The 1,665-nt window shown below is 33.8% G+C and carries 2 protein-coding genes; both read right to left on the reverse strand.

Annotated elements, in window-relative coordinates; genetic code table 11:
- Positions 1 to 293 precede the first annotated feature (293 nt).
- On the reverse strand, positions 294 to 785 hold the full coding sequence (locus H8911_RS13010) for an ABC transporter substrate-binding protein (RefSeq protein WP_353736521.1): 492 nt from the start codon (positions 783 to 785) through the stop codon (positions 294 to 296).
- On the reverse strand, positions 761 to 1,321 hold the full coding sequence (locus H8911_RS12850; protein WP_255466377.1) for an ABC transporter substrate-binding protein: 561 nt from the start codon (positions 1,319 to 1,321) through the stop codon (positions 761 to 763). The genes H8911_RS13010 and H8911_RS12850 overlap by 25 nt, the downstream gene beginning before the upstream one ends.
- Positions 1,322 to 1,665 lie beyond the last annotated feature (344 nt).

Genomic DNA, 1,665 nt, shown 5'->3' on the forward strand with positions numbered 1-1,665 from the left:
TGGCTCCTTTTTTTGGTTTTGACGCCTATATTATAGAGGAGCTTTTCTTATATGAAAAGTTCACCCAATGGGTGATAAGAAAAATTCGTAGATTTCCTTTAAATTAGGAACATTCTACGAATTTTTATATTTTCATGAATAATTCCGTTTATATATTTTTTAAAATGTAGTAGCAATACTACAAATTTCGCTGTGCTTTCAAATAAAAATACCATCCAGACAATAGTATCTGGACAGTTCGTTATTTCTTAACTTAATGACATTGGAAATTGTTCCCCCCTTTGAACAAAGACTTATTTATTTGGATCTACTGAAATGGCTTCCGTTTGAACACCATCTACTAAGTTAAAAACTAATACAGACTTCTTAGGTAAATGTGTCTTATCAAATGTGAATGAACCAGTTAAACCTTCAAAATCAGAATCTGCAATTGCCTTTTGTAGAATAGCACCAGTCTTAGCTGATTTTTCCAGGGCTTGTAAAACTAAATTAGCAGCATCGTAAGCTAATGCAGAGAACATATTTGGAGCTTCTCCATATTCTTTAGTATATGCATCAACAAATGTTGTTAAAGTATCGCTTGCATTAACTGTAGTATAAGCAGTTGAATAGTAGCAGTTATTTAAATTTTCTTTACCTGCAAGTTCTGCTAATTTTTCTGATTCAAATACATCATCACCTTTATCTTTTACTTTCGTGATAATACCGGCAAAGTCAGTGTCTTTAGTGTTATAGCTTTCTGTAGCTACAACTTCTCCACCTAAATCTTCAAATTTTGTGTAAATTCTTTAATTAGACCCTTTCCATAATCACTAACTTCGTTAATGATAACAGCTTTTTTCTTACCTAAGTTTTCATATCCAAATTTAGCCATTGCCTTACCTTGATATGAATCTACAAAACAGATACGGAACGCATATTCATAAGGAGAATCTCCATTCATTGTTGCATCTACCTGAGTAGCAGATGGTGAAATGACTGGAACTTGGTTTTGATCCGCTACTGGATATGTCGCAATAGAAGCACCTGAAGTTGCAGGTTCAACTATAAAAGCTACACTATCTTCAGTCATCAATTTTGTAGCTGCTGAAGTAGATTCACTAGCATCTCCTTTATTATCCATTTTGACAGCTTTAATTTTATATTTTGAATCCTTGTTTGCGTTATTTTCCTTGATAGCTAGCGTTGCACCTTTATACTCAGCTTGACCATAAGAAGCTACAGCACTAGACAATTCATAGTTCAAACCAATCTTGACCGTATCTCCTTCCTTTAATTCAGTTGCAGCAGTTCCACTTCCTGAACTACATCCGACTAACATGCTTAATGCAACAGCACTAGAAGCAAACGTTTTTTATAATTTACCTTTCATAATCTATACCTGGTATATTGTAATTGACCCATCTAGCTGGTCATTTACAACATACTTCTCCTTTCTTTCAACCTCTAATAACCGTAGTTGAAGACGGCTTTGTTAATTTGTAACATTGAATATGTGAATGTGGATTTGTACATTTAATACCTGTAGCTTGACTACTTTCGAAAAGTTCTTACCACACCTTATTCCAAAACAGTGATTAGTTAGATGAGTCTTTGAATTCGTATTTTGAACCAGGTTTTGTGGTCTAAGTGTTGTGGATAACCATTTTCACACGTTTCTATAAA

Source organism: Holdemanella hominis (assembly GCF_014306155.1).
Lineage (GTDB): Bacteria > Bacillota_I > Bacilli_A > Erysipelotrichales > Erysipelotrichaceae > Holdemanella > Holdemanella hominis.